Origin of the sequence: Streptomyces sp. NPDC048258 (genome assembly GCF_043201995.1) — a bacterium.
Classification (GTDB): Bacteria; Actinomycetota; Actinomycetes; order Streptomycetales; family Streptomycetaceae; genus Streptomyces.
In genome coordinates this window covers 160243-183797 of sequence record NZ_JBICZH010000007.1, presented here as the reverse complement: position 1 = coordinate 183797, position 23555 = coordinate 160243, and the positions used below count along the sequence as shown (strand labels likewise).

21 protein-coding genes are annotated in these 23555 nt (G+C 73.5%); 6 read left to right on the top strand and 15 right to left on the bottom strand.

All coding sequences use genetic code 11. The features are described from left to right. Nucleotides 1–21 precede the first annotated feature (21 nt). Genes ACGFYQ_RS18525 through ACGFYQ_RS18515 form a run of 3 tightly spaced genes read right to left on the bottom strand, consistent with a single transcriptional unit; the run spans nucleotide 22 to nucleotide 4543 of the window. Nucleotides 22–837 (bottom strand): HlyD family efflux transporter periplasmic adaptor subunit, encoded by an 816-nt coding sequence (locus tag ACGFYQ_RS18525; protein ID WP_393745058.1) that lies wholly within the window; start codon nucleotides 835–837, stop codon nucleotides 22–24. Between the two features lie 6 nt (nucleotides 838–843). Continuing rightward, nucleotides 844–2268: a SagB family peptide dehydrogenase gene (locus ACGFYQ_RS18520; RefSeq protein ID WP_393745056.1), complete on the bottom strand. Its 1425-nt coding sequence runs from the start codon at nucleotides 2266–2268 to the stop codon at nucleotides 844–846. A 22-nt stretch (nucleotides 2269–2290) separates the two neighbouring features. Next, nucleotides 2291–4543, bottom strand: a complete 2253-nt coding sequence (locus tag ACGFYQ_RS18515; protein ID WP_393745054.1) for a TOMM precursor leader peptide-binding protein — start codon at nucleotides 4541–4543, stop codon at nucleotides 2291–2293. 241 nt (nucleotides 4544–4784) lie between these two features. On the opposite strand from ACGFYQ_RS18515, the gene ACGFYQ_RS18510 reads away from it, so the two are divergent. Next, nucleotides 4785–7370 (top strand): ATP-binding protein, encoded by a 2586-nt coding sequence (locus ACGFYQ_RS18510; protein WP_393745052.1) that lies wholly within the window; start codon nucleotides 4785–4787, stop codon nucleotides 7368–7370. A 66-nt stretch (nucleotides 7371–7436) separates the two neighbouring features. On the opposite strand, the gene ACGFYQ_RS18505 is transcribed toward ACGFYQ_RS18510, so the two are convergent. The 10 genes from ACGFYQ_RS18505 to ACGFYQ_RS18460 form a co-directional block, all read right to left on the bottom strand. Further along, on the bottom strand, nucleotides 7437–8858 hold the full coding sequence (locus ACGFYQ_RS18505; RefSeq protein ID WP_393745050.1) for an NAD(P)/FAD-dependent oxidoreductase: 1422 nt from the start codon (nucleotides 8856–8858) through the stop codon (nucleotides 7437–7439). A gap of 32 nt (nucleotides 8859–8890) precedes the next feature. Then, nucleotides 8891–9442 (bottom strand): hypothetical protein, encoded by a 552-nt coding sequence (locus ACGFYQ_RS18500; protein WP_393745048.1) that lies wholly within the window; start codon nucleotides 9440–9442, stop codon nucleotides 8891–8893. Further along, the gene (locus ACGFYQ_RS18495) at nucleotides 9412–10428 is read right to left on the bottom strand and encodes a hypothetical protein (protein ID WP_393745046.1); all 1017 of its coding nucleotides are present in this window, start codon (nucleotides 10426–10428) and stop codon (nucleotides 9412–9414) included. The genes ACGFYQ_RS18500 and ACGFYQ_RS18495 overlap by 31 nt, the downstream gene beginning before the upstream one ends. Nucleotides 10429–10502: 74 nt before the next feature. Beyond that, complete coding sequence (locus ACGFYQ_RS18490) at nucleotides 10503–11333, bottom strand: alpha/beta fold hydrolase (RefSeq protein ID WP_393745044.1); 831 nt, start codon at nucleotides 11331–11333, stop codon at nucleotides 10503–10505. Beyond that, nucleotides 11330–12253, bottom strand: a complete 924-nt coding sequence (locus ACGFYQ_RS18485) for a Rieske 2Fe-2S domain-containing protein (RefSeq protein ID WP_393745042.1) — start codon at nucleotides 12251–12253, stop codon at nucleotides 11330–11332. The genes ACGFYQ_RS18490 and ACGFYQ_RS18485 overlap by 4 nt, the downstream gene beginning before the upstream one ends. Continuing rightward, nucleotides 12250–13614: a flavin monoamine oxidase family protein gene (locus tag ACGFYQ_RS18480; protein WP_393745040.1), complete on the bottom strand. Its 1365-nt coding sequence runs from the start codon at nucleotides 13612–13614 to the stop codon at nucleotides 12250–12252. Before ACGFYQ_RS18480 ends, ACGFYQ_RS18485 begins: the two co-directional genes overlap by 4 nt. Continuing rightward, nucleotides 13611–14819, bottom strand: a complete 1209-nt coding sequence (locus ACGFYQ_RS18475; protein WP_393745038.1) for a cytochrome P450 — start codon at nucleotides 14817–14819, stop codon at nucleotides 13611–13613. The genes ACGFYQ_RS18480 and ACGFYQ_RS18475 overlap by 4 nt, the downstream gene beginning before the upstream one ends. Nucleotides 14820–14973: 154 nt before the next feature. Then, entirely contained in the window at nucleotides 14974–15915 is a 942-nt protein-coding gene (locus tag ACGFYQ_RS18470) for an ABC transporter permease (RefSeq protein ID WP_393745036.1), read from the bottom strand. Beyond that, complete coding sequence (locus tag ACGFYQ_RS18465; protein WP_393745034.1) at nucleotides 15912–16889, bottom strand: ABC transporter ATP-binding protein; 978 nt, start codon at nucleotides 16887–16889, stop codon at nucleotides 15912–15914. The genes ACGFYQ_RS18470 and ACGFYQ_RS18465 overlap by 4 nt, the downstream gene beginning before the upstream one ends. Nucleotides 16890–16929: 40 nt before the next feature. Beyond that, nucleotides 16930–17298, bottom strand: coding sequence for a hypothetical protein (locus ACGFYQ_RS18460; protein ID WP_393745032.1), 369 nt, complete (start codon nucleotides 17296–17298; stop codon nucleotides 16930–16932). 433 nt (nucleotides 17299–17731) lie between these two features. On the opposite strand from ACGFYQ_RS18460, the gene ACGFYQ_RS18455 reads away from it, so the two are divergent. The 4 genes from ACGFYQ_RS18455 (at nucleotide 17732) to ACGFYQ_RS18440 (ending at nucleotide 21534) form a co-directional block, all read left to right on the top strand. Beyond that, a complete protein-coding gene (locus tag ACGFYQ_RS18455) occupies nucleotides 17732–19090 on the top strand; it encodes a cytochrome P450 (protein WP_393745030.1) in 1359 nt (452 codons plus the stop codon). Next, entirely contained in the window at nucleotides 19087–19932 is an 846-nt protein-coding gene (locus tag ACGFYQ_RS18450) for a class I SAM-dependent methyltransferase (RefSeq protein WP_393745028.1), read from the top strand. The genes ACGFYQ_RS18455 and ACGFYQ_RS18450 overlap by 4 nt, the downstream gene beginning before the upstream one ends. 76 nt (nucleotides 19933–20008) lie before the next feature. Next, nucleotides 20009–20194: a hypothetical protein gene (locus ACGFYQ_RS18445; RefSeq protein ID WP_393745026.1), complete on the top strand. Its 186-nt coding sequence runs from the start codon at nucleotides 20009–20011 to the stop codon at nucleotides 20192–20194. A gap of 98 nt (nucleotides 20195–20292) precedes the next feature. Continuing rightward, complete coding sequence (locus ACGFYQ_RS18440) at nucleotides 20293–21534, top strand: cation:proton antiporter (RefSeq protein ID WP_393745024.1); 1242 nt, start codon at nucleotides 20293–20295, stop codon at nucleotides 21532–21534. Here the strand turns inward: ACGFYQ_RS18440 and ACGFYQ_RS18435 are convergent. Together ACGFYQ_RS18435 and ACGFYQ_RS18430 are read right to left on the bottom strand one after the other, a co-directional pair. Continuing rightward, nucleotides 21531–22067: a DUF5956 family protein gene (locus ACGFYQ_RS18435; protein ID WP_393745022.1), complete on the bottom strand. Its 537-nt coding sequence runs from the start codon at nucleotides 22065–22067 to the stop codon at nucleotides 21531–21533. The two genes, ACGFYQ_RS18440 and ACGFYQ_RS18435, sit on opposite strands and share 4 nt — an antisense overlap. Before the next feature lie 9 nt (nucleotides 22068–22076). Then, entirely contained in the window at nucleotides 22077–22694 is a 618-nt protein-coding gene (locus ACGFYQ_RS18430; protein ID WP_393745020.1) for a dihydrofolate reductase family protein, read from the bottom strand. 143 nt (nucleotides 22695–22837) lie between these two features. On the opposite strand from ACGFYQ_RS18430, the gene ACGFYQ_RS18425 reads away from it, so the two are divergent. After that, complete coding sequence (locus tag ACGFYQ_RS18425; RefSeq protein WP_393745018.1) at nucleotides 22838–23545, top strand: TetR/AcrR family transcriptional regulator; 708 nt, start codon at nucleotides 22838–22840, stop codon at nucleotides 23543–23545. Nucleotides 23546–23555 lie beyond the last annotated feature (10 nt).

The following is a 23555-nucleotide window of genomic DNA, read 5'->3' as shown; positions in this document are numbered from 1 at the left end:
TTCCGCGCTGTGTCAGTGCCGTCAGTGCCCCAGTACCAGCTCGAACGGGGTCTGGCTGCTTACGTGGATCGACGCCGAGACCGCGGTCTGGGAGCCGAGCCGTACGGGCGGTGCCTTCGCGGTGGACCAGGTGTAGCCCGACGGCGCCTTGGGATCCGGGATCAGGTCGACCGTGACCAGCCGGGGCGCCTGGCGGCCGGTCACGAACGCCTCCGCCGCGAGCTCGCCGCCGACCAGGGAGGCCAGCGCCTCGTGGGTCAGCGGGTACGGGTCGACCGCGGTGACCTTGCCGCGCAGCAGTCCGTAGACCGCGGGAGGGGCGGTGGAGACGGACAGGTCCACGGGCCGGCCCGGGGCCAGCCGGGCGGCCTGGTCGGCGGGTACGAAGACCAGGGCGACCAGCCGGTCGTGCGGCAGGTCGGTGCGCTCGACGGTCGCCACCGTGTCTCCGACGGCGACGACCTGGCCCAGGGTGAGCCCGGTGCTGATCATCTGGCCCGCGAACGGGCTGGTCACCGTGCGGGGCTGGCCGCCGGCGTCCTGGAGCGTGAACAGGGCCTGCCCTGCCCGCACCTGCTGCGCGGGCTTGACCAGGACCTCCTTGGCCAGGCCCGCGTACGGGCTCTGCACCTGGGCCGTCCCGCCCGGATGGGACAGGACGCCCGGCCCGGCCACGGCGACGCGCAGCTCGCCGACGAACGCCCAGCCCACCGCGCCGGCCATCACGATCATCACGACGAAGATCGCGATCCAGCCCCGGGGGGCGGCCAGCAGGACCGGCGCGTCCAACTCGTCCGGTTCGCGCTTGCGTTGCAGCGCCTGATAGCGGAACTGCATCGCCCGCTACCCCTCCGCGCCGTGCGCGGCCGGCGGCCGGCTGCCGATCACGAGCTCCCCGACGGTGCCCTCCAGGAACGGGTCCCGCCCGGTCGCCGCGGCGAAGCCCGAGGTGTCCCCGCCGCCGAGGGCGCAGACCGCGAGGCCCATGGACGTCCCCACCAGGTAGAGGGTCTGGTAGAGCACCCCCACGTGCTTGAGGATCAGCGGGTAGGCGACCGTCTCGTACTTCCACATCACCCGGCCGAAGCGGGCGGCCACCAGCAGGACGACCTGCGGGTCGCCGTCCATCATCGTGGCGCCCCGCGCCTCCTTGACCAGAGCGGCGGTGGCCGGTCCGGGCTCGGCGACCAGTTCGAGTTCGTGGCGGTCGGCGGCGTAGCGCCACAGACCCGGTTCCACTCCCTCGCAGGCCGTGACCAGCGGGTACACCTCCAGCTCGTGCACGGCGCCGCCGCTGGGGTACGGGCGGTCGGCCAGCTCCTGGCCCTGCGGGTCGGTGAAGACGCCGCGGATGCGCAGGGTCCGGTACAGCAGTTCACCGAGCTGGTCCCGCGTCAGCGGGGCCTGCGCGTCGTGTTCGCGGACGGACTTGCGCTGCTCCAGGACCTCCGTCAGCGAGTTCTCGCCGGCCGCCACCGCCGCCAGGTCCGGGACGGGCAGCGCGAGGGTGCGCAGCCCCCCGGGCGGTGCGGCGGCGGGCTCGGGCGGGAACCGGTCGGCGTGCCGGTAGGTCCCGCCGTAGCCGCGGTTGGCCGCGGGGGTGCGGGTGCGGGCGTGGAAGGCCAGGTCCGCGGGATCCCACTGGACGTAGGCCTGCTCGGTGTTCTCCGGATCCGAGTCCGGTCCGCCGGGCGCCAGCAGCCCCGCCGTGGACAGCAGCCGCAGCAGCTCCGGCGGGACTCCGTCCGTCCAGTCGGCGAGTTCACCGAGCAGTCCCGCGGCCGCCGGTGCCAGCTCGACGGCCAGGGGCCGGCCGGGGGCGCACAGGGTCACGGCGCCGCCGGACACGCGCGCCTCGGCGAAGCGCGAGAGCCGGACCGGGCCGGCCGGCGCCGGTACGAGTGCGGTGGCGCCGCGTCCGACGGGGCACAGCCGGGCCACGACCGTGCCGCTGTCGTCGCGTACGGCGTGCTCCAGCAGGCCGGCCGCGTCCAGACGCCGCCACAGCAGGTTCCAGCGCATCAGGCCGGTGAGCCCGTCGCCCTCGGCGACGAGGGCGGTGAGCTCGGCCTCCGGCCGCTCGCCCTCCGCCACGGCGCGCAGTGCCGCGCCGGCGCCCGGCGGCAGGTCCTTCAACTGGAAGACCCCGATGGGGCTTTCGATGGAGCCGCCGGTCAGCGAGGCGTCGCGGCGCAGCCGGGACACCGCCGCGTAGGCCGTGGGTCTCTCCGCGTACGTATACGTACGCGTGGTGTACGTACTGTTCATCGCAGTCATCACTCCGCCAGGCTCAGAAGAAGACGTTCCAGGGGTTCATCCGCTCCTCCGGCGTGGGCTCCTCCAGCAGGCCCATCCGCACCGGGGCGTCGTAGAGCCGGCCGGCGCCCAGCCGCCGCCAGAAGTGGCGGAGTCCCGGGGCGATCACCTTGACCACGTTCAGCTCCAGGTCAGGACGCGTCTGGTCCATGACGATGACCTCGGAGCCGGCGGCCTCGATGCGGGCGGTGTACTCCCGTACGCAGGCAGCCAGGTCGAAGTCGGCGGGCGGGCCCACCCGGGTGGGGGTGAGGTCGGGGTCGGGCAGCAGCCAGGGCTCCTGCTCCACCGTGGCCTGCTTGCACCAGTTGAGGGTCTCCAGGTCGTCCACGAGGTAGACGGTGTTGCCCTCGGCGTCGCGCTGCTCGATCATCGGCAGGAACTGGTTGAGCTCGGTCAGCGCGCGGAAGGCCGCGATGCGCGGGTCGGGGTGGGAGCCGAAGCCCACCATGAGGTCCTCGACCTCGTGGCGCCGGCGGGAGGCCGCGACGTAGGTCGGCATGCCCAGGTCGTTGGTGATGTCGATCATCCACAGATCGCGGTCCATGGCGTCGTAGAACGCGCGCAGTTCGTCCACGTACGGGTCTTCGAGCGAGTCCATGTCGAAGGCCGGGCGGCGCAGCCGGTTGTACCACCAGACGGCCACCGCGTCGCGCTCGGTGAGCTCGCACATGCCCTGGAGGATGGCCTCCTCCAGCGTGTTGCCCGCGGCGCTGCCGTTGGAATCGCTGATGCAGAAGAAGTGCTCGTCGAGGTCGGGGTGCCCGTACCAGACGTAGGCGGCCGGGACGAGGCGCTCCTCGTCGTGGGTCAGCGACCAGGCGCGGGACCAGTCGAGCGGGAGGTCGGTGCGGAACGGGTCCGGAACCTTGTGCAGGCGGTTCGCCGGATCCAGGTTCCACTCCGCGCGGCCCTCGACCTGGCTCGGCGAGAAGTGCAGGAGCCGGTCCGGGTGCACCGCGTGGGCCGGGTCCAGGTCGGCGTACGCGGCCCGGACGACGGGCTCGTCGCCGCGCCACACGCCGGAGAAGCGCTCGATGGCCTCGCAGACCGCGCTGACCTTGGCCTGGATCTCGGAGCGGCCCTTGCCGCCGCTCTGGCCGCGCAGGTTGCGGCGCAGCAGGTCCAGGCTGTCGTTGACCATGGCGAAGTTGTGGCCGGCCGAGTAGCTGTAGGTGAGCTGGTTGGCCTCGCTCGTGTGCGACACGAGCCGGGTGATCGCGCCCAGGTGCGGGCTGATGTGCTTCTCCAGGCGGGCGAGGGTGTCCTCGGGCCGGTTCACCCGGTAGCCGCCGTCGCCCGTGTGCAGGGCCTCGCGGGAGGAGAGGACGATCTTCGGGCTGCGCTCGGCGACCAGCGCCGGGTCTCCGCAGGACGGGCACTGGGGCTGGCGGACCAGCACGTGGGAGGCCGTCTGCAGGTTGCGCAGGTCGACGGTGATCATCTGCCCGCACAGGGCGCCCGGTTCGCCGGTCGCGGCGATCCGCGCGGCCTCGGCGGCGATCATGCCGGCGGCCAGGTGCGCGCCGCCCGCGGTACGGGCCCGCGCCGGGTGCAGGGGGGCCGGGTTCTCGCGCTTGGAGGCGAGGTAGCGCTCCAACTGCCGGTTTCCGGAGAGCCGCTGGGCCAGGCAGGACCAGCAGCCGGTGTGATCGGAACGCAGGAAGGGGCCGATCCAGGGGACGATCCCGCCCGGCTTGGCGATCAGCCACGGCCGGCCGGCGGCCAGCTGGAGGGTGTTGCGCCGCTCCAGGGCGGGGTCGAGGTAGTCGTCGACGAGGACCACCGACAGGCCCTCGGCCGGCACCTCGGCGACGTCGCCGGTCCGTACCGTGAGGCCGTGCCCGCGCAGCGCGTCGACGACCACCTGGGTGTCGACCCCGGGCGCCGCGGCGACGGTGACGGGCGCGGTGTCCAGCGTCGTCGCCGGGTCGATGCCGAGCGCGTCCCAGTAGGCCAGGATCTCGTCCGGCAGGTCGGGGCGGCCCTCGGCGAGGTGGCCGGCCGCCTCGTAGCGGCGCAGGGTCGCGAGGACGGCGGGGATCGGGAACGAGGGCGCGAGCTGCTGGACGATCTCGACGACGGTCCGGCGGCCGTCGAGCAGCGGCAGGAGCGCCGCGGCGGCCTTGCCCGGGACGAGGAAGTCCATGCCCTCGGCGTAGAGGAAGACCTTGGAACCGTCCACTATTTCGGCGTGGAAATGGGCTTTGAGGCGTGGCCGTTCCATGGGAATCCCCCTACGTGTGATTCAACTGTCATCCCGGCGGCAATGGATAACCGCTCGGTAACTCAAGCACGTTAAACCGGCCACGCAATACGTCATCGGATACGCAAACCGAGCCCGCCTTTACTTAAGTTGACTACTTATGCCGAATACGGCGGCGCGGAGCCCAGCACTCCACATCACCCCCCGGACCTGCGCAGACGGGCACTTGATCTTCCTTGAACGCGGATGTCAAGCTGCTCCAATGACTGCACTCCTGCACCGGGAAAGTGAACTTTCGGCCTTCAGCGAGGCGGTCGCCGGCCTGCTCGTCGGGCGGCCCGCCATGGTGACCGTCCACGGCGGGCGGGGAACGGGCAAATCGGCCCTGCTGGACGCGATGCTCGCCGCTCTGCCCGAGCGCGGCTTGCTGCTGCGTGCCCGATGTCATCCCAGCGAACGCGACTTCGCCTACGGCATGGTCCGCCAGCTTTTCGACCAGCTCCCCACGGGCGAGGGACCCGCGGCGGACCTCTTCGAGCTGATACAGGGGCCCGCCCGCCCCGATGCGGACGCCGCCCCCACGCACGAACTCCTGCTGGCGCTCTTCCGGGTCATCCAGTCCCTGGCCGCCGAGCGGCCCCTGGTCCTCGCGATCGACGACCTCACCCACGCCGACGCCCCCTCGCTCCAGTGGTTCTGCTACCTCGCGCGGCGCCTGGACGGCCTGCCCGTCCTCCTCGTCGCCACCCTCCCCGCCGGCGGCTCCGGCGCACCGGACGAGCCGCTCACCGAGCTCGACCGGCTCCCGTACGCGCGCCAGCTGCACCCCGGTCCGCTCTGCTCCACCTGCACCGGCGACTTCCTCGCCGACTTCTTCGGCGAACCGGTGGACCTCGAACTGGCCGCGCTCTGCCACGACCTGTCCCTGGGCAACCCCCTGGTGCTGCGGGAACTGGCCGCCCGGCTGCGCACCGCCGGGATCTCCCCCGGTGCGCCAGACCCCGACCGCAGCCGGCAGGCGGGCGCGGCCACGCTGTCGGCGACCGTGCTGCACTGGCTGCACGAGGAGGACCCGGCGGCCTCGGAGCTCCTGACCCAGCTCGCCGTCATGGGCCCCGACACCGACACCTCGGTGAACGCGCTGCTGTCCCGGCGCGGGGAGGTGCAGGTCCAGGAGGCCCGCCGGGCGCTCGTGGAGGCCGGGCTCGTCACCGACGGGACCCCGGTGCGCTTCGCCCACTGCCTGGTACGGGAAGCCGTGCTGGCCCGGATCGACGCGGCGGACCGCCTCGACCTGCACGCCCGCGGCGCCGAGGTGCTCTCCCGGCTCGGCGCGCCCGCCCGCCACACCGCCGAGCACCTCATCCAGGCGGGCTCCGACTGGGGTCTGGAGGTCCTGCGCTCCGCCGGGGCTCAGGCGGCCGGCAGCGGCGACCACGCCTCGGCCGCCCGCTACCTGCGCCAGGCCCTCGGCCTGCTCGACCGCCCGGACGACCGCTCCGGCGAGCCGAGGTCCGAACAGAGGTCCGAGCAGAACGAGACGCTCTACGAACTGACGGTGCAGCTCGGGGCGGTGGAACTGCACCACGACCTCGGGGCGTGCGCCCGCCGGGCCGAGGACATGGTCAACGCCGCGCCCGACCCGGGCCGCCGCGCCGAGGGGCTGCTCCAGGTGGCCGGTCCCGCCCTCGCGGTCACGTCGGCGGGTGCCCGGCCCTTCATCCGCGTCGCGGGAGAGCTGGCCGCCGCCCCCGCCCCGGCCCGGGAGCCGCTGCTGCGGCTGACCGCGCTGGCCCTGCTGTCCGGCCACCGTGCGGGGCTGCGGGCCTCGGCCAGGGCCGCGGCCGGCCGCGGCGGACCCGACGCCGCCGCCCGGGAGTTCTACGGCGCCCTCGCGGCCCTGACCGCGGCGGGCGGCCGGCACCCCCGCACCGCGCGGCGCCTGGCCGAATACGCGACGGCGAGCACGGGGGCGCACGTCCCCCCGGCCGCCGCGGACCGCCCGGGCGGGGCGGGCGCGGTCGGGGCCGCCCTGGCGTTCGCCTGGACGGGGGACGTGGGCCAGGCCCAGGCCGTCGCGACCCGGATCGTGGACACCGCCCGGGTCACCGGCGACCACGCCCTCCTCGCGCTGGGCCTGCTGGTCCGCTCCGAGACGAGCCGCCTGCGCAGGGAGAGCACGCTCGGAGTGCGCGACGCCCTCGACGCGCGGGAAGCGGCCGCGCGGGTGGAGTCCCCGGCCCTGATCGCGGCGGCCCGGGCCTGCGCCGCGCGCGGCCTGGTCGTACTGGGGCGCCTGGAGCAGGCCGAGGCGATGCTGGACGGCATGGCCGTGCCGGGGGACGCCCACCCGCTGGTCAAGGGGCTCGCCCTGCACGCCGAAGGCGCGGTCCGGGCCGCCCGGGGCGATCACGCGGCGGCGCTGGAGTACTTCCTCGACTGCGGACACCAGCTGGCGCTGCGCGGGATCACCAACCCCATCTGCCTCTCCTGGCGCCAGCACGCCGCCGCGGCCTACACCGCGCTGGGCGAGCACTCCGCCGCCGCGACCATCCTGGCCGACGGGCCCGCGGAGACGTGGGCGGGTACGGGAGCGGGGGCCGGCGGCGCGACGGCCCCGGCGGCGGGCGCGGCGGCCGGAGCGGCCGGGGCGGCCTGCGAGCAGGTCCGGCTCACGCCCGCCGAACAGCGCGTCGTCGACCTCGTCATGGAGGGGCGCAGCAGCCTGGACGTCGCCGAGACGCTGTTCCTGAGCAAGCGCACCGTCGACACCCACCTGGGCCGGATCTACCGCAAGCTGGGGATCCGCAGCCGCCACGAACTCCCGGCGGCGCTCCGCGCCTTGTGACAGCGGCGGCTCCGCGCGGCGAACCGCCGCACGGAGCCGCCGGCGGGCCTTCCCCGGACCCGGCCGTCAGCCGGTCTGGACGCGGTCGGCGGTGCGGCGGATGCCCAGCCGGGGGCTGGTGACCAGCATCAGGCCGGTGGCGGCGTCGTAGTGCTTGCCGTCCAGGCCCCCCTCCAGGACGTCCGGCGCCAGCACGTCCGCGCCCAGCGGTGCGGCGCCGCCCGCCCGGGCGGCGTCGTCCAGGTCCGCGAGGCCCGCGGTGATCGCGGCGAACGCGGCGCTCTCGGGCGCGGTCGCGGCGGCCGCGGCGGCGTCGCCCGGGACGGGGGTGCGCTCGCGCTCCACCAGGTTCCGGTACTGGCCGCGGGCCAGGCGCTGGGCCAGCCAGAAGTAGCTCTGCTTGCCGCGGTACTGCTCGTAGAACCCGGACACCATCGAGAACATGCGGCCGTACGCGTTGCGGTAGAGGGACTCGTAGAAGGCGCGCGCCTCGTCCTCGTCGACCTCGCCCGCCCGGGTGGAGGTGATGGCCGCCGCGGCGAGCATCCCGCTGTACATGCCCAGGTGCACACCGGTGGACAGCAGCGGGTCCAGGAAGCAGGCGGCGTCGCCGGCGATGAAGTAGCCGGGCCCGCAGAAGCTGTCCGCCGAGTACGAGAAGTCCTGCTCGACCCGGACCTTCCCGCGGAACTCGCCCCGGCTCACCAGCTCGCGGACCGTCTCCGACTCCTGGATGACGTCCAGGTACATCTCGGTGGTGTCGGCGTACCTGCCCTTGCGGTCCAGGAAGCGGTCCTGGTGGGTGACGAACCCGACGCTGAAGATCTGGTCCTTCAGCGGGATGACCCAGTACCAGCCCTCCGGCGAGGAGATCACGTTGATGCCGCCGCCGGGCGTCCGCGGCAGCAGCTCGCCGCCCTTGTAGTAGCCCCAGATCGCGACGTTGCGGAAGACGTCGTGCTTGCGCCGGTCGCGGAACTGGCGGGCGGAGAGGATGCCCGCCCGCCCGGAGGCGTCGATCACGTACTCGGTGTCGTCCCGGTGGGTCCGGCCCTCGTGCGTCCAGTCGACGCCGACCGCGCGCCCCTCCTCGAAGCGGACCTGCTGGACGGCGGCGCCCTCGATCACCTCGACGCCCTGCTCCGCGGCGTGGCGCAGCAGTACGTCGTCGAAGTCAGCGCGGTCGACCTGCCACGAGGACTGTGCGTTCGTACCAAACATTTCAGGCCAGTTGACGACCCAGTCCCGCTCCGCTCCCCAGCGCAGCAGGAGCCCCTGCTTCACGGTGTAGCCGCGGGAGTCCACCTTCTCCAGGGCCCCGGCCAGCTCGATGATGGAGCGGCAGGACGTGGAGACGGATTCGCCGACGTGGTAGCGCGGGAAGTGCTGCCGCTCCAGCAGCCGCACCCGGGCGCCCTGCCGGGCCAGCAGGGAAGCGGCGATGGAGCCGGCGGGACCCCCGCCGATCACGACGATGTCGGGCGCCATGGTTGTCCTCTTTCGGTCGGGAGAGTCGCGAGTCACACGGGCTGTTCGGCCAGTCCGAACACGGCGCCCCAGGGATCCGTCAGGACCCCCGGCGCCGCGAGCCGGGCGCCGGCCGCGCAGGCCTGCCGTTCGGCCTCGGCCAGGTCGGGCACCCCGAGGTGGGGCACCCATCGGGCCCGCGGGGAGGAGACGTACGTGTAGTCCTCGGCGGCCGGGCCGACCAGCGCGGTGTAGAACGCGGCCGCGGCCCCGGGGTCGGGCGTGTGCAGTGCGCATCCGCTGAGGGCGCCCGGCTCGTCGGCCAGCACGATGCTCTCGGCGCGGCTTCCCTCCCAGAGCCCGAACGGGGCGCCCTGGGGGTCGAGGGCGAGGCAGAGCCGGCCGTTGCCGGAGGCGGGGACGGCGGGTACCAGGACCCTGCCGCCGAGTGCGGTGACGGCCGCCTGGGTGCGGTCGAGGTCCTCGGCCGCGAGGTAGACGTTCCACGAGGAGCCGAAGCGGGGGCCGGCGGGGCTGGGCCCGAGCCCGCCCACGACCTCTTCGCCGAGCCGGATCAGGTGGTAGCCACGGGGATCCTCGACCATAAACTGCCATCCGAAGAGAGGTCCGTAGAACTGGCGCGCGCCCGTCGGGTCGACGGTGACGTGGTCGATCCAGCAAGGGGACCCCTTGCCGTAGGCAGTGCGCCGCGGCATGGCACTTCTTCCTGTGCGGTGGATGGGAACAGTTCGGCCTGAGCGGTGCGCGAGAACAGGTCGGCGTCGACCAGGTCCGCCGCCTCCTCCGCTCCCCCGGTCTGGGGGAGCAGGAGCCGCAGGCGCGGGGCGGCGTCCAGGACGGAGGCCGCCTCGGGCGGCCAGGCACGGGGCGTGAACTCCTGGGCGTCGAGCCGGGACCGGCCGCTGTCGGAGCGGCACAGCCGCACCAGGTGGAGGCCGCCGAGCCGGGCGCCGACGGGCACGGTCCGGCCCAGCAGTTCGGGGCGGATCAGGACGGCGTCGCCGGACAGGGGTGAGGACACGGTCTTCCAGCCGCTTCCCTCCGTGCCGTCGCGCCCGGCCAGCAGGCCTCCCGCGCGGGCCGATTCCAGGGCGTCGCCCCGCAGGTCCACCGGTTCCAGCAGGGGCCGGACCTCGCCCGTGTCGCGGTCGAGGACGAGGAGTTGGCCGGAGACCAGTCGCCAGCCCCGTGCGCACAGCGCCATGGCGACCTCGGCCCGCGGCGAGTGCAGTCCCCCGATCAGCGCGACGGTGGCCGCGCCCTTGGCCACGACCACGGCCTGCAGCATCACGAAGCGGTCGTCCATCACCCGCAGGGGCGGCAGCAGGGGCGACAGCCCCGAGAGGGCCCGGAACTGGCCGCGCCGCACCAGTGTTCCGTCGCGGCGCAGCACCCGCAGCTCCCGCGACCGGCCGTCGCCGAGCAGGAGATGCAGATCAAGCAGTGCTTCCTCCGCGTAGCCGACGTCCTGGATCACGTGCGGCCCGAACAGGAAGCGCAGTTCTGCCATGTCGATCGCGCCGAGCACTCTGAAGGTCAACCCAAAGAACTCCAGCATGAATCCAGACATAGCACCCCCCTCCCCCTTGTATTTAAATGCAAGTGATCATCATACGGACGGCGGTTTCACCCCTACAACCGTCTTCACAGCGCGGGAAGTTGGCTGGTTCTCGCCGTTGCTTCCGGCGTTGCGGTCCGAAAATGGGCGCCCATCAGTGCGGCCACCGCCTCCGGCCGCTCCAGCAGCGGCAGATGCCCGGCGTCGGCGACGGTGCGCACCTCGGACACGGGGACGGTCCGGCGCAGGAGTTCGGCGTTGGCCGTGAAGGCGGGCATGTCCGAGTCGCCCACGATCGCCAGGGTGCGGGCCGTGATCCCCGCCAGCGCGTCCGGCGTGTGCCGGTGGGTGCTGAGGGTGGCGATCGCCCCGCTGTCCAGTTCCGCCCAGGAGTGCCGGGCGATGACGGCACGCAGCCGGGACCGCAGCTCGGGATGGGCCTCCGTACCCCGGAAGATGTCCGGCGGCGACTGCATCCACAGGTTGGCCATCTGCTCGGGCGCGCCCCCGGCCCGGCGCAGCGTCATGAGTTCGATGTAGCGCGCCCGCGCGGCGGGGTCGGGCACACCCCCGGCGAGGGTCGGCGCACCGACCACCAGGCTCCGTACGGCCTCGGGTGCGTCCATGGCGAGCTGGAGCGCCACCATGGACCCGAAGGACAGCCCCACCACCCGTACGGCGTCCTCCGCCACCGCGAGCTCGGCCAGCCGGGCGGCCAGGGCGGGCAGGGTCAGGCCCCGCTCCATCGGCGCGGAGGCACCGTGCCCGGGCAGGTCCACGCCGATGTGCCGCCAGCCCGGGAGCAGTTCCCACAGCGGGCGCCACAGGCTGGAGTCCATGGTGTAGCCGTGGATCCACAGCACCGCCGGGCCGCTCCCGTGCTCGGTGCGGTGCATCCCGTACCGGTCCGCGCTCATGCCGTCTCCCCCTCGTACGGGTCCGCCAGGGCCGGGAATCCCGCGCAGAACGCGCGGAAGGCGGCGACGCCCGCGTCGCGGGGGCCGTAGTTCGGGACCGCGCGCGGATTCAGGTGCTCCCACACCGCGAGGTCCTCGGCGAGCGCCCGCTTGCTGCCCGCGATCAGCATCGACAGATCGCCCTCGTGGCCCTCCCGTACGCCGATGGCGACCCGCACCACGCAGCCGCCCGCCGCGTCGGGCACGGCGGCCGTGACGATGGCGTGGGCCTGCTCCGGCGGCCCGAAGAGGGTCACCACGACATGCGGGCTGAACGCCCGGGCGTAGAAGCGGGGGACGTAGCCGCCGCCGTCCGGACGGCCGCCGCCCTGCCAGGGCGAGGCGGGCATCGGGAACTCGCCGTCCATGACCAGCTCGCCGTCGTCGCCGAGGTGGTGCGCCATGCCCCGTACCGCGTAGACCTTGTGGAGGGCCGTGAAGTGGTCGGTGTCGAAGGCGTTCTCCACGACCAGCTCGGCGGGCGCGCGCATCGGCTCCGTCACCGCGGGCACCAGCGGATGTGTGTCGCTCAGCTCGGCGATCGCCCGGGTGAACCCCCGGTCGTCGCCGGGCTCGTCGGACAGCCGGACGAAGAGGGCGTCACCCGCGACGATCACCTGGTGCTCGCGCACCGATCGCTTCGGGTCCGCTCCGCCCAGGGAGACCCGCAGGCCGTGGAAGGGACAGACCAGGCAGCCGTCGGCGAGCTGCCCGCCGTGACCGAGGTGGGCGCCGCGGTGGGGGCAGTCGGCATCGAAGACCCGTACCGCGCCACCGGAGCGGACGGCGACCAGGCGCCGGTCACCGATGTCCAACGGCGATACGTCCTGCGTCAGTTCGGAAAGGAATGCCGGCAGATACCAGCCCGAGTGCACGCTCACCGTCTCACCGTCTCCACTTGCCCGTCTTGCCTGTGGTCCTGATCCCGCACGTCCCGCACGTCCCGCACGTCCCGCACGTCCCGCACGTCCCGCTCGACCCGCTCGTCCCGCTCGACCCGCTCGTCGTTCACCGCGGCCCGCAGCACTTCGGCGGCCGCCCGCTCCCCGCTCGCCAGCGCTCCCTGGATCCAGGGGAGCCGGGTCCCGGTCTCCGTGGCCTCGCCGGCGAAGAAGAGGGTGTCCGCCACGGGCTCCGCCCAGTGCGCCGACGCCTGTTCCGCGCCCAGCAGCGGCGCGGTGAACGCCCCGCCGCTCCACTCGTCGCGGCCCCAGTCCGCGGCGTGCACGGCCTCGACCCGCGCCGTGTCCGCCCAGGGGAGCGCCACCGCGAGCAGCGCCTTCAGCCCCTCGGGCGACTCGGCGGCCGCACGGACCCGGGCGGCCGCGGCGCCCTTGGCCACCACCAGCACCTCGGGGCGGCCACGGCGGCAGGACACGAAGCCGGTGATGCCGTCGGCGTCGAACACCGAGGCCGTCTCGGGCGCCGCGGCGGAGAGCACGACGACGGCGCAGTACGCGTCCCCGGGCCTCAGCTCCCGGGCCGCCCGCTGCTTGTGCCCGGGCAGCTCCTCGATCAGCAGGGAGCCCCGCGCCACCACGGCGGGCGGTACGGCGACCACCGCGCGCCGCGCGCGCAGCACCCCGGCGGGCGTCTCGACCCGGACCTGACCAGCGGTCCACCCGATGGTCCGGACCGGCGAGTCCACCCGTACGTCGAGCCCGGCGGCCAGCTTCCGCGGCAGCCCGGCGAAACCACCCGGTACGAAGAACTCCCCGCGGCCCGCGTCGTCCGACCCGGCGGCGCGGGCGACGGCGCGGGCGCTCAGCTCGGCGGGATCGGCCGCCCACGTCTGGCGGAACCACTCGGCGGCCGCGGCGCGCGCGGCCCCGGTCGCTCCCGCGGCATCGAGCCAGGAGGCGAGCGAGCCGTCGTCCGCCGGCCCGGGCAGGGCTTCGCCCGCCGCCAGCCGTGCTTCCAGCAGCCACGGCGGATGTCCGGTGGCGGCCAGCGCGCCCATCGGACGGGCCACCCGCCCGGCGACGACCCGCGCGGTCCCCGGACGCGGCAGCGCGGGGAGCGCGCCGGAGCCCATCAGGGCGTGCGCGGGGTTGCGGTCACCGTGCACCACCTGGGCGCCGAGCTCCAGTTCGGGCCCGCCGTCGGCCGGCTCGTACGTGTGCACCCGCCCGCCGATCCGGGGCCGGGCCTCCAGCACGACGGTCTCCAGCCCCGCGGCCGCCAGCCGGGACGCGCAGAGCAGCCCGGCGACGCCGGCGCCGATCACGACGACGTCGGTCATGCCGCGCCGCCGTCCTGCGCGGCCAGTGCCAGGGGCAGGGCCGTGAGCCGCCGCGGGATGAGGGTCGCGCCCCAGCGAGGTTCGGGGTCCACGAGCGAGGCGGCCGGGAACCGGGCGGCGAGCCGGGTCAGCAGGACCGCGCCGGCCTGCCGGACGAGGCGCGCGGCCAGGCAGAAGTGCGGGCCGCCGCCGAAGGCGAGGTGGGGGTTCGGGGTCCGGTCGAGGACGAGTTCCCCGGGCCGGTCGAAGACCGCCGGGTCGCGGTTGGCGGCGGCCACCACGGCGAGCACCCGGGAGCCCGCGGGAATCCGGCCGCCGGGCAGTTCGACGTCGCGGACGGTGACCCGCGCGGTGAACGGGATGGGTGCCTCCAGCCGGAGCAGCTCGTCCATGGCCGTCAGCGCGAGGCGCTCGTCGGCGCCGGCGAGGGCCCGCCAGGCCGCCGGCCGGGGCAGCAGCCAGTACAGGGCGTTGCCGATCGCCTCGGCCAGCGGCTGCCAGCCGCCCACCACGCACAGGCCGAGCACGCCGAGCATCTCGTCCCGGGTCAGCCGGGGGTCCGCCGCCAGCCGGGTCATCGGGCACGGCGGGGCCTGCTCCAGGTGCGCGAGGAGGAACCGGTTGAGCTCCCCCATGGCCGCGCGGCCGATCCGGGCGACCGGCGGTGGCGCCATCGGGTCCAGGTTCACGGACACGGCGCGGGCGAGCTGGGTGAAGGTGGCCAGCTGGTCCTCACCGAGGCCGAACAGCCGGGCGAACACGGCCGTGGACAGCGGGCCGCCGATCTGCTCCAGGGCGTCCACGGGCGTGCCCGTGGCGGCGCCGGTCAGCCCCGCCAGCCGGTCCACCAGCGCGTCGGTGTCGGCCACCAGGTCCGCGGCGATCGAGTCCAGGGCGGCGGGCCCGAGCAGCAGTTGCCCGGGCGCCCGCAGCCGCGTGTGGTCGGGCGCGTCCGAGGAGAGCATCGAGACCGGCAGGTCGTCCTCGCGCGCGCGCTCACGCTGGCCCGCGGCGGCGGAGAACGCGGGATCCCGGAGCATGGCCGAGCAGTCGGCGTGCCCGGTGACCAGCCACAGCCGGCTCATGGTGTCGTGGTGCACGGGCGCGTTCGTCCGCAGCCAGTCGTACGCCGGGTACGGGTCGAGCCGCCCCTGCGGGCTGAAGGGATGGGCCACGCGGGCGGGGAGGCTGACAACGGCGGTCACGTCAGTTCTCTTTCGCTCAGGTTCGAAAGGCCGGGCGGCCGGGCGCGGGGCGCTGTGCGGCGGGGCCGGTGCCGCAAGGGCCGGTACCGCAGGGGCTGGTACGGCAGGGCGCGGCGGGGGGCGGGGGCACCCCCCGCCGCGGCAGAGGGGGTGGTCAGCGCACCCGGGGTCCGCGCCAGCCGAAGGTCAGCGCGGTGGCCGCGAGGCAGCCGATCGCCCACAGGCCGAGAACCAGCGCGATGCGGCCCAGTTCCCAGGACCCGGCGGGCTCGACCACCGTGAAGGAGTCCGGCAGGAACACCGAGCGGAAGCCCTGCGCCATCCACTTCACGGGGAAGAGCGCTGCCGTGTTCTGCATCCACACCGGCAGCTTGTCGAAGGGGAAGAAGACCCCGGAGATGAACTGGAGCACCATGAACACCGGGGTGACGATCGCCGGCGCCGACCGGCTGTTGGGGATGGCCGCGCTGTAGGCGAGCCCGGCGAGGGCGCACGCCGCCGTCCCCAGTGCCAGGCACCAGGCGAGGGTGAACCAGCGCTGGCCGGTCTCCGGCAGCGGCAGCGAGAAGAAGGCGACGGCGATCCCGATCAGCAGCACCGTCTCCAGGACGGTGGTGACCACGACGCGTACGAGTTTGCCGATGAAGTACGCGGCCTTCGGCATCGGTGTCATGGCGAGCCGGCGGATCGTGCCGGTGTCCCGCTCGATGGCCACGCTGATGGCGAGTCCGGAGAAGGCGGTGCTCATCACGCCGGCCGCGACGATGCCCGCCATGAAGACCTGGCGGAAGTCCGTGTCGGTCCCCTCGACCTTCCCGGAGAAGATCGAGCCGAACACCAGCAGCAGGAGCACCGGGAAGAAGAGGGTGAAGACCAGGGACTGCTTGTTGCGGAAGAACGCCTTCAGCTCCACGGAGGAGCGGGCGGCGCTCGCCCGCCACAGGCCGGGCGCGCGGCGCCGGGGCTCGGCGGCGGGCACGGCGGCGGCTGAGGTGCGGTCGGCACCGGCCGCGCTCTCGCTGTGAGTCCGGGTCTGGGTCTCGGTCTCGGTCTCGGTCTCGCCGGACGGGATCTCGGCGACCTTGGAGGGAGTCACGCGCTGGCCTCCTCTGCTTCGGGGCGGACGGCCGGGGCGTGGGCGTGCCGGTCGATCAGTTCCAGGTAGATCTCTTCGAGGGTCGGCCGGTACACCCGCAGTTCGGGCAGTTCGGGGACGCCGGCCTCGCGCGCCCACGGCAGCAGCAGGGCCAGCAGTTCGGAGGGGGCCGAGGTGCGCAGGCACACCGTCTGGGTGGTCTGCGGGACTTCCGTGGTGCCGGGGGGCAGCGGCGGCAGGGGCAGCGCCGCCAAGGCCGGCGGGCACCGGAAGGACACGGTGGCCGGCGTACGGTCGCGGCCGCCGAACTGGGCGAGCGGCCCGCACTCCACCATGCGCCCGCCGACGATCACCCCGGCGCGCTGGGCCAGTTCCTCGGCCTCGTCCAGGTAGTGCGTGGTGAGCACGGTGGTGCGGCCCCGCTCCGCGAAGTACCGCACCAGGTCCCAGGCTTCGCGCCGGGCCACGGGGTCGAGCCCGGTGGTCGGCTCGTCCAGGAAGATCAGATCGGGGTCGCCGATCACGCCGACGGCCACGTCGAGGCGACGCTGCTGCCCTCCGGAGAGGGCGACCGTCTGCTTGGCGCGGTGCGGACCCAGGCCGACCATGTCGAGCACCTGGTCCACGGGCAGTGGAGCGGGGTACATGGCGGCGAAGTGCTGTACCACCTCACGGACCGTCAGGTCCGTGTAAGCACCGGTGGACTGGGGCACCACACCGATCCGGGCGCGCCACTCCCTCGGGTCCTCGGCCGGATCAGAGCCGAGGACCCGTACTTCTCCGCTGGTACGACGTCGTACGCCCGTGAGGATCTCGACGGTCGTACTCTTGCCTGCGCCGTTCGGCCCGAGCAGTGCGAAGACCTCGCCCCGACGGATGTCGAGGTCCAGGTCCCGCACCGCGTAGGCGTCGCCGTAGCGCTTGGTCAGGCCGGTGGCGGTGACGGCAGGCAGCTCTGCCTGGGCAGTTGGCATGTGTCGCTCCAGCGAAGTGGGGGTGGTGCGAGCGCTGCGATCAGGTGCAGCAGCAGCACGGGCAGCAGCAGTAGTTGCAGCCCGCGGCGACGTCGGACAGGTCGCCCTCGCTGAGCTCCGCGGCGTCGACCGCCGGGGTCTCGGGGATGTGGAACTCGTAGCGGCCCGTCTCCAGGCCGGCCTCCCAGAGGGCGACCTGGACGTCCAGGTTGCCGTCCTGGGTGCCCTCGGGAGCCTGGGTGACGATGACGATCTCGGCGTCCGCGGGCAGCTCCAGGCCGGACTCGGCCAGCGCCGTGCGGGGCTCGGACTGGAGTCGGGCGGCGAAGCCCTCGTCCGACCAGGCGCTGATGAGCACCCGGGTGTATGCGTTGACGAACTCAGCGCGCTGCTGAGGGTCGAGCGCCATGTCGATCTCCCTTTTCAGTCCTGCTTGGGTGTTTGTGGGGCTGCTGGCCGGCGGCTGGCTAAACATTCACACGGCTCCGGTGATCCCGCCAAGACTGAAAAAGACTTAATGCGGACGGCTCTTCGGATCTGAGTATTCCCGGTCTCCGGCCTAAGCATTGAGGCCCGTAAAGCAGAGCGTTACAGTTGCGCGACTACACGTTTCCGGATGACCTGACCTGCCACAACAGGGTCGCATGTCAACGCGCGCGCACAACCCGAAAACATGGCGCGAAGGCATCCCGGGAACTCATGACGCAATTACGTACGACGAATACGTACACCGCTTACGTATATCCACGAGACCGTTCATACGTAATCGGTGCGCGTGCGAGAACAGCGTGTTCTGACGAATGCGGACCGCCCACCCCGGCGGCCGAACAACGGAGGTACGAGTGACGCCCACCCCTGAGGGCCCGGTGCTGCCACCGGGTCCGGCCGGTCCGGTGGACATGGAACGGATGCGCCGCGATCCCCTCGCCTTCGTCACCGAGATGGCCAGGCGGTACGGCGACATCACCCGCCACGTCAGCGACGGCGAGCCCGTGGTCATGCTCAACCGGCCCGACCTCGCCCGGCACGTGCTCAAGGACAACTTCGCCAACTACACGAAGGTGAACACGCCCGACGACCACATGCTGCGCCCGCTGCTGGGCAACGGCCTGCTCACCAGCGACGGCGAGGAGTGGGCCAGGCAGCGGAAGTTGTGCGCCCCCGCCTTCCGGCGCAGCGAGGTCAGCTCCTTCGACGGGATCATCACCGAGGAGACCGCGGGCCTGCTGGAACGCTGGCAGCAGGCGATGGGCGACGGCGCTCCCGTCTCGGTGGACCACCACCTGACCTCGCTGACCCTGTCCATCCTGACCCGCGCGGTGCTGGGCGTGGACCTGGGCGCGGCGGGCGAGGGCTTCGGCCGCTCGGTGGACGCCGTCAACCGCTTCATGGGCCACTACGTACCGGACCCGGATCCCGACCCGGCGGACACGGCACTGCGCAGGCAGGGATACGTACAGGCCCGCGCCTTCCTGCACACGGTCTCCCGTACGGTCATCGCGGCCCGCCGCACCACCATGGGCGGCGCGGACCCGCACGCGCCGCAGCCCGGCGGAAAGTCCACCGGCGCCCTGCTGGACAGCATGCTCGACGAGCTGAGCGACACCGACCTGCGCGACCAGGTCCTCACCCTGATCATGGCCGGCCACGAGACCACCGCCAAGGCCCTGGCCTGGACGCTCTACCTCCTGGACCAGCACCCGGACGAGGCGGCCACCGTCCGCGAGGAGGTCGATCGCGTACTCGGCGGCCGCGTCCCCACCGCCGCCGACCTGGCCGACCTGCCGCGCTGCCGGCAGGCCGTCGAGGAGGCCATGCGGCTCTATCCGCCGGTCTGGCTGATCTCCCGGCGTGCGACGGGCCCGGACACCATCGAGGGGTACGACATCCCCGCGGGCACCCTGGTCTGCGTCAGCCAGTGGGTGCTGCACCGGCACCCCGACTACTGGGACCGCCCCGACGCGTACGTACCCGGCCGGTTCGACGGACCGGACCTGCCCAGCCACCTCTACCTCCCCTTCGGCGGCGGCGAGCGCACGTGCATCGGCATGCACCTCGCCCTGATCGAGGCGGTGCTGGTGCTGGCCATGCTCACCCAGGCCGTCCGCCTGGAGGTCGAGCCCGGGTTCACCGTCGAGCCCGAAGCGCTGGTGACCCTGCGCCCCAAGCACGGAATGCGGATGAAGGTGAGCGCCCGATGAGCAGCACCACGACCACGACGACTTCGGCGACCACGACGGCTCGTGCCGCCGGCTCGTACGACCCGGCGAGGACCACCTCGGGCGGGCTGGCCGGGGAACTCGCCCGGCTCGAAACGCAGGCGGAGCTGTCGTTCCCCGAAGAGCTCCGCCTGCTCCGCGAGTTGGGTGTGACCGGGACCGGCGGCCCGCTGATCGAGGTGGGAGCGGGGTCCGGCGCCGTCACCCGCCGACTGCGCGCGGCCCTGCCGGAACTCCCCCTGATCGCGGTCGACATCGACGGCGACCTGCTGGCCCACGCCGACGGGGCCGGCGCCGAACTCGTCACCGCGGACGCCGCCGCGCTCCCCATGGAGACGGGCAGCGCGGGATACGTACTCCTGCGGTACGTGGTCCAGCACCTGTCCGACCCCCTACCTGCCCTCGCCGAGGCCCGGCGGGTGCTGCGCCCCGGCGGCCGGATCCTGGTGACCGAGGTCGACGCCTCCTGCTGGGGGCTGGCCGACCCCTGGTACCCGGAGCTGGCCGGGGTCCACGCGAAGCTCTCGGCGAGCCAGGAGTCCGCGGGCGGCGACCGGACCGTCGGCCGCCGGCTGACCAGGCTGCTCGCCGCGGCCGGCTTCGACGACATCGCGCTGCGCCCCTTCGCCACCACGAGCGACGGCCGCCCCATGGAGGACTTCGCCCCGCACCTCGGGCCCGGCAGGCTCCAGCCGCTGGTGGCCTCCGGCGCCCTCACCCTCGCGGAGTTCGCCCTGGCGGCGGACCGCTGGAACCGCTTCAAGGCCGACCCCGAGGCGTGGGTGATGCTCCTCGGCTTCACGGCCGCGGGCACCGCCCCGTAGCCCCCACAGCCCCACCCGTAGACCCCCGTCCCATCGACCCCGACCCCCCACCCCAGAACAGGAACCCGAGAGCGGCATGAATCCCAAGGTCAAGATCTTCATCACCATCTTCTGCTACATCAGCGGAGTCATGGGCATCGTCACCGCGGTGGTCAACGCGAGCCAGAAGCCCGCCGAGACCACCTCGGCGATCGTCGCCGGCGTGCTCGGTGTCGCCTTCCTCTTCGCCGGCCTGGCGCTGAGCCGCAAGCCCCACCACTGACCGCGGTACCGAGCGGTTCCTGTGGCAGTCGTCGCGTCGCGGCGACTGCCACAGCCGTGTCGGCCACCACACACACCGATTGACGAGGCCCGGGGGACATGACCAGTCATCAGTTGCAATTCCTCTTCATCGACATCGCACTCGTCCTCGGCATGGCGCGGGGGCTCGGACACCTGGCGACGCGGGTCGGGCAGCCCGCCGTCATCGGGGAGATCATCGCCGGCGTCCTGCTGGGTCCGACGCTGCTCGGGGGCCCGCTGAGCGAGACGCTGCTGCCCGCCGAGGTACGTCCGATGCTCGCCGGGATGGCCAACCTCGGCGTCGCGCTGTTCATGTTCGCGGTCGGTCTGGAGATCGACGGCGCCACGCTCCGGGGCAACGGCCGGGTGACCGCGGCCGCGGCCATCGGCTCGTCGGCCGTGCCGTTCCTCCTCGGCATCGGGCTGGCCTTCGTCCTCATGCGCGGTCACGAGAGCGCCGACAGCGCGGCGTTCGTCGTCTTCATCGGACTGTCCGTCTCGGTCACCGCGTTCCCGGTACTGGCCCGCATCCTCACCGACCGGGGACTGAGCCGGACCGCGGTGGGCGCGATCGCCCTGGCCACGGCGGCGGTCGTCGACGTGGTCGCCTGGGCGGCACTCGCCGGGGTCAACGCCTCCGTCGGCGCCGGGGACGGCCACTGGCGGGTCCTTCTCGTCCTCCCCTACCTGCTGGTCATGCTCTTCGCGGTGCGGCCCCTGCTGCGCCGGTACCTGGCGCCCGGCGGCGAGGCGAAGCCCTTCACCCCGCTCCGCTTCGCGGTCGTCCTGACGGGGGCGCTGCTGTCGGCCGCCGCCACCGAGGCCATGGGCATGCACCACATCTTCGGCGCGTTCCTCTTCGGCCTGGTCCTGCCCCGGGAGGGGACGCGGGCGCTGCGCGAGGACCTCCACGAACGCACGGGCCATCTCACGGGACTGCTGCTGCCCGTCTACTTCGTGGTCGCCGGGTTCCAGGTGAACCTGGGCGGCATCGGCCTGCCCGGGCTCGCGGAACTCGCCCTGATCATGTTGGTGGCCGTCGGGGGCAAGTTCGGCGGCACCTACCTCGCCGCCCGCTCCCAGAAGCTCCCGCACGCCTCCGCCGCGACCCTGGCGTCCCTGATGAACACCCGGGGACTCACCGAGCTGGTGATCCTCGGAGTCGGGCTCGAACTGGGCCTGCTGGACGGGTCCCTGTACTCGATGATGGTGGTCATGGCAGTGGTCACCACCATGATGACCGGCCCGCTGGTGTCCCGTTTCCACCCCAAGGCGCCCGCGCCCCGGGACCGGGTGGCCACGCCCACGGCGTCGGTCTAGGGAGTGTCGGCCGGAGGCTCGTGGAGTGCGGCGAGTTCGGCGCGGATCAGGTCGACGAACGCGGCGCTGAGGCCCGGTTCCGTGCCGCGGGAGGCGGCCGTGGCGTCGAGGTAGTTGAGGACCTCGTTGACCGTGGAGAAGGGGCCGACCGGGCGGAGCAGCCAGAGGCGGCCCTGGGGACGGGGCGGGAGGCCGAGGGCGGCGAGGACCGTATCGGTCTCGCCGTCGAGCTCGCGGAGGTCCGCCTCGGGGAGCGGGGCGCATTCCACCCCGGTGACGTGGCCGTGGCCGTCCAGTGAGGTCTCCACCGCCCAGTGCGTGGAGCGGTCCGGGATCCAGGTGCGAGCCGCCGCGGGCCAGACGTACGGGAGGAACGCCCAGCGCAGTTCCTCGGGCGCCGGCTCCCACCCGAGCGCCTCCAGCTCCCGGATCTCGGGCAGCCGGTCCGGCTCCAGTTCGCTGCGGCCGGTGCGCCGCAGTGCGAGCGGGTGCGGTGCTCCGCCCTCGTCCCACGACATCTCGTCCCACGACATGCGGGCACGCTATCCGACGCGGTAGCGGATGTGGGTGACCTGCGGGGTGGCGACCGTACGGTCCGGGGTGAGGCGGACGGAAGGGTCGACGCCGTCGAAGAGACGGGTGCCGGAGCCCAGGAGGATCGGGGCGAGGTGGATCTCCAGTTCGTCGACGAGACCGGCGTTGAGGCAGGTGCGGACGGTCTCCGCTCCGCCCGAGATCTGGACGTCCTTGCCGCCGGCCGCCTCCCGGGCCGCCGCGAGGGCCGCTTCCGGCCCGTCGGTGACGAAGTGGAAGGTCGTGCCGCCCTGGCGGACCCACGGTTCGCGCGGGGCGTGGGTCAGGACGAAGACGGGCGCCCGGAAGGGCGGCGGGTCCGGCCAGCCGAGCTCGCCCTCCGCGAACATCCGGCGGCCCATGACGTAGGCGCCGGTCCGGGCGAAGTTCTCCTCGACGAGCTCGGCCGAGGCATTGTGCTCGCCGCTGCCGCCCGGAAGGCCCTGCCGCTCGCGCCAGGCGTCGATCTCGAACACCCAGCGGTGGATCGTGAGCCCGCCGTCCCCGAGGGGGTTGCCGGGGCGGGCGTTCGGGCCGGCCATGAAGCCGTCCAGGGTGGTTCCGACGGACGCGAATACGGTGCTCATACGGGGAACTCCCTCAGCAGCGCGGCCGGGCGGGATGCGGCGCGGATACGAACCGCCGCCCCTGCACATGTGGACGATGTCCACTTCCCACGCTTAGGCTATGCCCGGAAGTAAACGCTGTCCACATCTCAGAGAAGAAGCTCATGTCCTCAACGACACCGGACACCGGTCCACCCGCGAAGCGCAGTACGTACCGGCACGGCAACCTCCGCAACGCCCTCCTCGACGCGGCGCTGGAGCTGGCCCGCGAGGGCGGCCCCGACGCCGTCTCGCTGCGCGAGGTCACCCGGCGTGCCGGGGTCTCGCCCAACGCCGCGTACCGGCACTTCGCCGACCGCGCGGCCCTGGTGCACGGGGTCTCGCAGGCGGCCATGGCCCGGGTGGCGCTCACGATGGAGGACGAGATCGCGCGGGCGACCACCGGCGCGGCCCCCGCGGGCGCGGCCCCCACCGACGCGGGCCCCACCGACGCGGGCCCCACCGACGACGCGGCCGTCGCCCGCGCGCGCTTCCGCGCCGTCGGGACGGGGTACGTCCGCTTCGCCGTGACCGAACCGGGGCTCTTCCGCACCGCGTTCCACGTCCCGGCCGACATGACCTACGCCACCGACACCACCGCCGCCGGGGCAGGCGGGCTGACCCCCTTCGAACTGCTGGGCGCCGCCCTGGACGACCTCGTGGAGACGGGCCTGCTGCCCGCCGAACGCCGCCCGGGCGCGGAGTTCCTCGCCTGGTCGGCCGTGCACGGACTGGCGGTCCTGATGATCGACGGTCCCCTCCGCGGAGTCACCGAGGCCCAGGCCCACGACGCCGGCCAGGACCTGATCGGCATGATCGAGCGCGGCCTCTGACAGCCGTCGC

What these genes read in the sequence shown, in the direction of transcription:
- ACGFYQ_RS18525 (WP_393745058.1), bottom strand. Translation starts at nt 837, where the DNA reads ATGCAGTTCCGCTATCAGGCGCTGCAACGCAAGCGCGAACCGGACGAG.
- ACGFYQ_RS18520 (WP_393745056.1), bottom strand. Translation starts at nt 2,268, where the DNA reads ATGAACAGTACGTACACCACGCGTACGTATACGTACGCGGAGAGACCC.
- ACGFYQ_RS18515 (WP_393745054.1), bottom strand. Translation starts at nt 4,543, where the DNA reads ATGGAACGGCCACGCCTCAAAGCCCATTTCCACGCCGAAATAGTGGAC.
- ACGFYQ_RS18510 (WP_393745052.1), top strand. Translation starts at nt 4,785, where the DNA reads ATGACTGCACTCCTGCACCGGGAAAGTGAACTTTCGGCCTTCAGCGAG.
- ACGFYQ_RS18505 (WP_393745050.1), bottom strand. Translation starts at nt 8,858, where the DNA reads ATGGCGCCCGACATCGTCGTGATCGGCGGGGGTCCCGCCGGCTCCATC.
- ACGFYQ_RS18500 (WP_393745048.1), bottom strand. Translation starts at nt 9,442, where the DNA reads ATGGTCGAGGATCCCCGTGGCTACCACCTGATCCGGCTCGGCGAAGAG.
- ACGFYQ_RS18495 (WP_393745046.1), bottom strand. Translation starts at nt 10,428, where the DNA reads ATGTCTGGATTCATGCTGGAGTTCTTTGGGTTGACCTTCAGAGTGCTC.
- ACGFYQ_RS18490 (WP_393745044.1), bottom strand. Translation starts at nt 11,333, where the DNA reads ATGAGCGCGGACCGGTACGGGATGCACCGCACCGAGCACGGGAGCGGC.
- ACGFYQ_RS18480 (WP_393745040.1), bottom strand. Translation starts at nt 13,614, where the DNA reads ATGACCGACGTCGTCGTGATCGGCGCCGGCGTCGCCGGGCTGCTCTGC.
- ACGFYQ_RS18465 (WP_393745034.1), bottom strand. Translation starts at nt 16,889, where the DNA reads ATGCCAACTGCCCAGGCAGAGCTGCCTGCCGTCACCGCCACCGGCCTG.
- ACGFYQ_RS18460 (WP_393745032.1), bottom strand. Translation starts at nt 17,298, where the DNA reads ATGGCGCTCGACCCTCAGCAGCGCGCTGAGTTCGTCAACGCATACACC.
- ACGFYQ_RS18450 (WP_393745028.1), top strand. Translation starts at nt 19,087, where the DNA reads ATGAGCAGCACCACGACCACGACGACTTCGGCGACCACGACGGCTCGT.
- ACGFYQ_RS18445 (WP_393745026.1), top strand. Translation starts at nt 20,009, where the DNA reads ATGAATCCCAAGGTCAAGATCTTCATCACCATCTTCTGCTACATCAGC.
- ACGFYQ_RS18440 (WP_393745024.1), top strand. Translation starts at nt 20,293, where the DNA reads ATGACCAGTCATCAGTTGCAATTCCTCTTCATCGACATCGCACTCGTC.
- ACGFYQ_RS18435 (WP_393745022.1), bottom strand. Translation starts at nt 22,067, where the DNA reads ATGTCGTGGGACGAGATGTCGTGGGACGAGGGCGGAGCACCGCACCCG.
- ACGFYQ_RS18430 (WP_393745020.1), bottom strand. Translation starts at nt 22,694, where the DNA reads ATGAGCACCGTATTCGCGTCCGTCGGAACCACCCTGGACGGCTTCATG.
- ACGFYQ_RS18425 (WP_393745018.1), top strand. Translation starts at nt 22,838, where the DNA reads ATGTCCTCAACGACACCGGACACCGGTCCACCCGCGAAGCGCAGTACG.